This is a genomic window from Actinokineospora sp., assembly GCF_050699995.1.
Classification (GTDB): Bacteria; Actinomycetota; Actinomycetes; order Mycobacteriales; family Pseudonocardiaceae; genus Actinokineospora.
In genome coordinates this window covers 1-6401 of record NZ_JBOHGC010000015.1, presented here as the reverse complement: position 1 = coordinate 6401, position 6401 = coordinate 1, and the positions used below count along the sequence as shown (strand labels likewise).

General features: G+C 69.2%; 9 protein-coding genes. 4 read left to right on the top strand and 5 right to left on the bottom strand.

All coding sequences use genetic code 11. The features are described from left to right. The first annotated feature begins 169 nt into the window (after positions 1 to 169). The gene (locus ACRDSQ_RS00920; protein WP_431417915.1) at positions 170 to 1231 is read left to right on the top strand and encodes an alpha/beta fold hydrolase; all 1062 of its coding nucleotides are present in this window, start codon (positions 170 to 172) and stop codon (positions 1229 to 1231) included. Between the two features lie 79 nt (positions 1232 to 1310). Here ACRDSQ_RS00920 and ACRDSQ_RS00915 read toward each other — a convergent pair whose 3' ends face one another. Continuing rightward, on the bottom strand, positions 1311 to 2189 hold the full coding sequence (locus ACRDSQ_RS00915; RefSeq protein ID WP_431417914.1) for an alpha/beta fold hydrolase: 879 nt from the start codon (positions 2187 to 2189) through the stop codon (positions 1311 to 1313). Between the two features lie 68 nt (positions 2190 to 2257). Next, positions 2258 to 3223, bottom strand: coding sequence for a zinc-binding dehydrogenase (locus tag ACRDSQ_RS00910; RefSeq protein ID WP_431417912.1), 966 nt, complete (start codon positions 3221 to 3223; stop codon positions 2258 to 2260). Between ACRDSQ_RS00910 and ACRDSQ_RS00905 the strand changes: the two genes are divergently transcribed. From ACRDSQ_RS00905 to ACRDSQ_RS00895, 3 genes are read left to right on the top strand one after another with little or no spacing between them, the layout of a single operon-like run. Beyond that, positions 3222 to 3512 carry a hypothetical protein gene (locus tag ACRDSQ_RS00905; protein WP_431417910.1) on the top strand — a complete coding sequence of 97 codons (291 nt, stop codon included), beginning with the start codon at positions 3222 to 3224 and terminating at the stop codon, positions 3510 to 3512. The two genes, ACRDSQ_RS00910 and ACRDSQ_RS00905, sit on opposite strands and share 2 nt — an antisense overlap. Positions 3513 to 3521: 9 nt before the next feature. Continuing rightward, on the top strand, positions 3522 to 3962 hold the full coding sequence (locus ACRDSQ_RS00900; protein ID WP_431417909.1) for a ribonuclease domain-containing protein: 441 nt from the start codon (positions 3522 to 3524) through the stop codon (positions 3960 to 3962). Continuing rightward, positions 3959 to 4264, top strand: a complete 306-nt coding sequence (locus tag ACRDSQ_RS00895) for a barstar family protein (RefSeq protein WP_431417908.1) — start codon at positions 3959 to 3961, stop codon at positions 4262 to 4264. The genes ACRDSQ_RS00900 and ACRDSQ_RS00895 overlap by 4 nt, the downstream gene beginning before the upstream one ends. Here the strand turns inward: ACRDSQ_RS00895 and ACRDSQ_RS00890 are convergent. The 3 genes from ACRDSQ_RS00890 to ACRDSQ_RS00880 all read right to left on the bottom strand — a co-directional run bounded on the left by ACRDSQ_RS00890 (position 4255) and on the right by ACRDSQ_RS00880 (position 6102). Next, a complete protein-coding gene (locus ACRDSQ_RS00890; protein ID WP_431417906.1) occupies positions 4255 to 5028 on the bottom strand; it encodes an enoyl-CoA hydratase-related protein in 774 nt (257 codons plus the stop codon). The two genes, ACRDSQ_RS00895 and ACRDSQ_RS00890, sit on opposite strands and share 10 nt — an antisense overlap. A 120-nt stretch (positions 5029 to 5148) precedes the next feature. Beyond that, entirely contained in the window at positions 5149 to 5430 is a 282-nt protein-coding gene (locus ACRDSQ_RS00885; protein WP_431417905.1) for an ESX secretion-associated protein EspG, read from the bottom strand. A 48-nt stretch (positions 5431 to 5478) separates the two neighbouring features. Then, positions 5479 to 6102, bottom strand: a complete 624-nt coding sequence (locus tag ACRDSQ_RS00880; RefSeq protein ID WP_431417904.1) for a cyclase — start codon at positions 6100 to 6102, stop codon at positions 5479 to 5481. Positions 6103 to 6401 lie beyond the last annotated feature (299 nt).

The window sequence follows — 6401 nt, the reverse complement described above, 5'->3', positions numbered from 1 at the left end:
CCCGGAAACCGCCCACCGACGCGACAGTCGGCCCACAACCATCGCCATATCCAGGAATTCCTGGCAAAACCCCGCCACAGCAACCTTTCAACCAGATCCCACAAACCCGTGCAAGATCGAGGTTAGTGTCTACCCTCGGCGTAATCCACTTCGTCGAGGGAGTTCCCCCATGGTTGGACTTCCCACTCTGGGCACGGTCCGGGCCGCCGCCGAGAACGTCGCGCACAAGGCGCTGTTCGGTGGCTTCGCCGACTTCCGGCCGCTGCCGCGCACCGCCGTCGACTCCGGTCGCACGCGATCGGTGTTCGAGTACCACCTGCCCGAGGGCGTCGAGGCCACCGGCCTCCCGACCCTGCTGGTGCCGCCGCTGGCCGTCCCCGACTACTGCTTCGACCTGCGCCGCGGCTGCAGCGTCGTCGAGCACCTGATCGCGCAGGGCAGGCCCACGTGCGTGGTGGAGTACGGCGGCATCGGATTCGGCGACCGTGGTCTGGGCTTGGAGCACTGGGTCGAAGAGGTCCTGCCTGCTGCTGTCCGCGCGGTGCACGAGCGCACCGGCAAACCGGTGCACGTCGTCGGCTGGTGCCTGGGCGGCATCATGTCGGTGCTCGCCGCCGCCCGCATGGGCGCCTTCCCGATCGCTTCGCTGACCGTGATCGCCAGCCCCTTCGACTTCACCGCCATTCCGTTGGTGGCTCCGCTACGGCCGTTGATCGAGGCGACGGGTGGATACGCGCTGACTCCGGTGTATCAGGCATTCGGCTCGATTCCGGCGCCGCTGGTGCGGAAGGCGTTTCAGCTCAGCGGGCTGGACAAGCAGGTGATGAAGCCGATCTCGATCGCCCGCAACCTCGCTGATCGGGATTATCTGGCGCAGATCGAGGCGGTGGATCGGTTCACGGACAACATGGTCGCTTATCCGGGACGCACCGTTGCGCAGATCTATCACCGGTTCTTCCGGGCGAATGATCTGGCGAATGGTGAGATCGTGTTGGGTGGGACCCGGGTGGAGATCGGGCGGGTCAAGCAGCCGACATTGGTCATCGCCGGGCGTGGTGACGCTATCGCGCCGGTGAAGTCTGTGCGGAAGTTGACGGAGTTGCTGCCTGAAGCGGCTGAGGTGCGGTTTGAGACCGCGCCTGGTGGGCATCTTGGGGTGCTCACTGGGCGGGGCGCTCGTCGTGGGACGTGGCCGTTGATCGACGACTTCCAAGCACGGCACGACGGCTGAGGGTTCTGCCTGCCGGCGGTCGCTTTTCCCTGCCGTTCCGACATGCCTTTTCGTTGGCGCTAACGGTCCTTGGATTCCGCTAGGTCGCGACGAGCGTCCGTCGGCCCGTATTCGCCGTGAAGTGGGCGATCAGGTCGGCGGTCAGGGTGGGGTCGTCGAGCTGTGGGCAGTGGCCGCAGTCGTCCAGGATTCGCAGGGTGCTGTGATCCACGTCCGCATGCAGCCGCCTGCCTGCCTCGACGTCCACCAAGCGGTCGCGGCGGCCGGCCACCACCAGCAGCGGGCACCGGATGTCCTCCGGCCGGTAAGCGTCGCGGAGTTCGGTCAGCAGGGTTTGGCCTCGGCCGAGGAGTTCCTTCGTCGAGCCGTGGTCGCGGACCAGCGAGGCGAACCGGGCTACCGCGTCCGGGCACGCCGAACCGGGTCGCGCGAACAAGATCCGGGGGATGACCGTCGACGCGATCGCGCGCACCGCCAGGCCGGGGACCGGCACCGGAAGCCACGAGTACAGGCGCACTGGCAACGCGTTGTCGCTCAGGGCGCGCAGGAGCCAGGAGTCGCTGAAGCCGGGGGCCGCGATCGAGACGACGCCCGCCAGCGGGAGTGCCGGGTTCTGTGCGGCCCGGACGGCCGCCGTGCCGCCCATCGAGTTCCCGACGAGCACGACCTGCCCGGACCGGGCCTCCGACGCCACCAGCGCCGCCAGGAAAGCGTCGAGTTGCGGCAGGATCGGACCCGCCGCCAAGGCGTCGGCCTCGCCGAAGCCGGGCTGGTCGACGGCGATTGCCGACAACCCGCGCGCGGCGAACTCGGCGAGTACGCCGCGCCAGGTGTCGGCGGAGTCGCCGAAGCCATGGAGGAGGACGACGCGGGGGCCGCGGCGGCGGGAGCCGACCGACAGCGCCCGCGTGCACACTCCGCCATACGTGTGGCGCGTCACCCGAATGGCGTCCGACATAGCGTCAGAATGTAGGCGACGAACGCGAGAAATCCTCAATACGCGCCGGTAACGAAGTGATGCCGGTTTCAGGCGGTGAAGACGATCTTGCCCGCCGTCTCGCCGTCGAGCATCTGCTGGAAACCGTCCCTGGCCTGCTTGAACGGCATCTCCGCGCCGATTCGCGGCTTGATCCCGGCGGTGTCGCAAAACCGCAGCAGGTCGGCCAGTTCGTCGCGGGTGCCCATGGTCGAGCCGACTACGCGCAGTTGCAGGAAGAACAGCCGCTGCAGGTCGGCGCTCGGGTCCGGGCCGCTGGTGGAGCCCGAGACGACGATGATGCCGCCGGGCTTGAGCGCGCGCATCGAGTGCGACCAGGTGGCCTTGCCGACGGTCTCGAACACGCCGTCGACCTTCTCGGGCAGCCGGGCGCCGGACTCGAACACCGCGTGCGCGCCCAGCTCCGTGGCCAGCGCGCGCTTCTCCTCGGTGCGGCCGGTGACCCACACCCGTAGGCCCGCGGCCTGGCCGAGCTCGATCAGGGCCGTCGACACCCCGCCGGAGGCACCCTGGACCAGCATGGTCTGCCCCGGACGCAGCCCGGACTTCACGAACAGCATCCGGTAGGCGGTCAGCCACGCGGTACCCATGCATGCCGCCTCGGCGAAGCTGAGCCCCTCGGGCTTGGGCAGCGCGTTGCGGGCGGGCACGATCACCGTGTCGGCGAAGCTGCCCTGGTGCTTCTCGGTCAGCAGCGTCCGCGTCGGGTCCAGGGTCTCGTCGCCGGTCCACGCCGGGTCGCCGATGACCGAGTGCAGCACCACCTCGGTGCCGTCGGCCAGCACCCCGGCGCCGTCGCAGCCCAGGATCATCGGGAACCGCTCGGCCTTGATCCCGACACCGCGCAGGGTCCACAGGTCGTGCATGTTGAGGCTGGCGGCCTTGACCGAGACGGCCACCCAGCCGTCGGGGACCTCGGGCTCGGGCCGGTCCCCGATCTCCAGGGCGGCTAGCGGGTCATCCGGGCTGGGCGCGGTGGCGTAGACGGCGAACATGGTCGTCAACTTATCCACCGACGGCGGCCGGTGCCGCGCGGAAGTGGCCAAGGTCTACTGTCGAACCGTGTTCGACGGGTTGTCCGACTGGTGGAACGACGTGGAGCTGTGGGTCCTCCAGCTCCCGTTCGCGGCGCAGTTCGCCCTGGTGATGGCCGTGCTGCTGCCGCTGTGCGTGGTGGCGGCCTGGGCCATCGACCGGGCCGTGGACTACGCGTCGGCCCGGTTCGGCACCTCCCGCGACGAACGGCCGCTGGGGTCGCGCGCGGGTCCGGACACGGATTCGTAGGCTGACCGGGTGGGTTCGAGAAAACGCATCACCGCCGCCCTTGTCGGCCTCGTCGTGCTGGTCCTCGCCGGGTGGCTGATCCGCGAGGTCGGCTCCGGCGACGCCGCCGCTCCGCCGCCGGGCGGCTCGGCGAGCCAGGGCGCCGTTCCTGGTGTGGAATCAGGCCTGGACGTGCGGCCGCTGTCGCAACTGCCGAAGGAGGCCGCCGACACCTGGCGGCTCATCCAGCGCGACGGGCCGTTCCCCTACCCCCGCAACGACGGCACGACGTTCCAGAACCGTGAGAAGCTGTTGCCCGCCAAGAAGTCCGGCTATTACCGGGAGTACACCGTGCCCACCCCTGGCAGTCCAGACCGAGGCGCCCGCCGCCTGATCTACGGCAGCGGGAAAGAGCTGTTCTACACCGGCGACCACTACGCGTCCTTCGTGCTCGTGGACCCGACCCGATGATCGAACATGTGCTGGACGGCTCCGGTGTGCGCAGCAAGCGCACGATGTACACCGCGATCGCCAAGACCCTGTCGTTTCCCGACTGGTTCGGCCACAACCTCGACGGGCTCTACGACTGCCTGACGGACCTGTCGTGGCTGCCGAAGGGTGAGCACGTGTTGATCTGGACCCACTCGGAGGTCCTGGCCGCGGCGGACCCGTCCGGTTACCGCGCGATCCGCGAGGTCCTCGACGACGCGGTCGAGGGTGCGACCGATCCCAGCCGCACCCTCTCCGTCGTGCTGGCGAAGCCTCAGTCCTGAGGCACCCAGTTCGGCTTGCGCTTCTGCGCGAACGCGGTGATCCCCTCCTGGCCTTCCGGGCTCGCGAAGAACCCGGCGGACAGCTTGAGCATCTCCTCGAAGTCCGTGGACAGGTGCGCGGCCGGGGTGCGGCGCAGCATCTCCTTGGTGGCCGCCAGCGCCAGCGGGCCGCCGAGGGCGAGCATCCCGGTGTAGCGGTCGACCTCGGCGTCGAGGCGCTCGGCCGGGACCGCGGAGTTGATCAGCCCGATCTGCACGGCGCGCTCGGCGTCGAAGCTCTCACCGGTCAGGAACAGTTCGTGGGCGGCGCGGGGGAGCAGGCGCGGCAGCACGGTCACCGAGATGATCGCGGGCACGACACCGATACGGACCTCGGTGAACGCGAAGGTCGCGTCCGAGACGGCCACGGCGATGTCGGCCGCGGCCACGATGCCCACGCCACCCGCGCGGGCGGGTCCGGCCAGCTTGGCGACGACCGGCTTCGGGCTGGTCCAGATCTGCTCCAGGATCGCGGGGAACTCGTTGACCCCCTGGTCACCGGACGACGCGCCGCCCGCCTCCTTCAGGTCCATGCCCGCGCAGAACACGGGCCCCGTGTGGTCGAGGACGATCACCCGCACGGCGTCGTCGCCCAGCGCCGCGGACAGGTGGTCGCGCAGCTCGCCGCGCAACTGCCGCGACAGCGCGTTGCGGTTGTGCGGGGAGTCCAAAGTGATCCGCGCGACGCCTCGGGAAACCTCGTAGTGCACCAACTCGTCAGCCATGGCGCCCAGACTATCCACGCCTCGCCGACGCCAGGATCTCGCCAAGGCGAGTCGCGAGCCGCGGGTTGTCGGCGGGGGACAGGGTGGCCCAGTCGCTGCCGTCGTGGCCCCGCTTGACGCTCAGCAGGTAGCGCCCTGGTCGTTGTCCAACCAGGTGAGACCGGGCAGGCGCTGCGGCTTCCCCTGCCCGTCGCGCTGCGAGACGCCGAGCATGCCCGCCCGCAGGATTGGGCGTTCCATGGTGGCCCCGAGCTGCCGCAGCTCCGCCTGACCTGGGCCTTGGGCGCGCATGGGGCGCAGCCGAAGCGCGTCCTCGAGTTCGGGCGACGGTCGGCCCCGGTGGAACAACCGCCGCCGCGTCAGCTCGTCGCGCGCCGCCGCCAGTTGAGTAGCACTACGCAAAGCGCGATGCCGAGCCGTCGCAGGGGCGGCTCGGCATCGCTGTCGGGGCTAGGCGATGGTCGTCGTGGTGATCACGGGGTTGGGGTTCGGGTAGCACTTCGTCGGCACGTTCATGTCGCCGAAGAACGATCCGACGACGGCGGTGAACGTCAGACCGGGAACGCTGTAGCTGGTCCCGTACAGCTTGGTCTCGATGGTGCCGGACGCCGCCGCCGTGAGGTTCGCCGTCACCGTGGGCAGTTCGAACGTCGAGCCGCCCGCGATCGGGCCGGACGCGGTGATGGTGGCGACTCCGTTGGCGACGCTGATGTTCGTGGCGCCCACGTTCGACCCGCCGGACAGGGTGGCGGAGACATACGTGGAGTTCGCCGGGATCGGCACCTTGAGCGCCATGGTGTGCACTCGCTTGACGGTATAGCCGTTGACGCTGGACGGGATCGTGTTCGGCGCGGGGTCGATGACGATGGTCAGTGCGCCGCCCGGTGCGACGGTGGCGGGGGCGGTCACCTCCGCGCCCTGCTGCAGGGTGAAGTACTGCGCGCCAACCGGGGTGCTGCCTTGGCAGTCGAAGTTGACGGTGGTCGGCACGGCGGCCGCGACCGGCGCGAACGCCACGATCGGGACCACCGCCAGCGCGGCGATGGACAGGGCTCGACGTAAGGTCGATTTCATCTCTGGTCACCTCGAATGTGCTGGGTGGACAACGGTTCGGGGTGGATCAGCCGCGCGGCAACGAGATAGTTACTTTCGAGTAGCCCTACGGTCAAGTTCTTCCGTTCTATACCAGGTTTTGGTCGGCAACTATCTGACGACAGGCAGTTTTCATCCAATCCCGCGCATTGGTCCTGGCGGGTGATGGCCACCCGACGACCGGTGTGACCCCTCACCCGGACGGCCCGCGACAGGTGGCGCACGGCTATCGGCCTAAGCCTGGATCCGTGGAGTGGTAGGTCGTCGTTCGGCGCGTTGAA

Coding starts and splice junctions, on each gene's coding strand:
- ACRDSQ_RS00920 (WP_431417915.1), top strand. CDS start 170: ATGGTTGGACTTCCCACTCTGGGCACGGTCCGGGCCGCCGCCGAGAAC.
- ACRDSQ_RS00915 (WP_431417914.1), bottom strand. CDS start 2,189: ATGTCGGACGCCATTCGGGTGACGCGCCACACGTATGGCGGAGTGTGC.
- ACRDSQ_RS00905 (WP_431417910.1), top strand. CDS start 3,222: ATGGTCGTCAACTTATCCACCGACGGCGGCCGGTGCCGCGCGGAAGTG.
- ACRDSQ_RS00910 (WP_431417912.1), bottom strand. CDS start 3,223: ATGTTCGCCGTCTACGCCACCGCGCCCAGCCCGGATGACCCGCTAGCC.
- ACRDSQ_RS00895 (WP_431417908.1), top strand. CDS start 3,959: ATGATCGAACATGTGCTGGACGGCTCCGGTGTGCGCAGCAAGCGCACG.
- ACRDSQ_RS00890 (WP_431417906.1), bottom strand. CDS start 5,028: ATGGCTGACGAGTTGGTGCACTACGAGGTTTCCCGAGGCGTCGCGCGG.
- ACRDSQ_RS00880 (WP_431417904.1), bottom strand. CDS start 6,102: ATGAAATCGACCTTACGTCGAGCCCTGTCCATCGCCGCGCTGGCGGTG.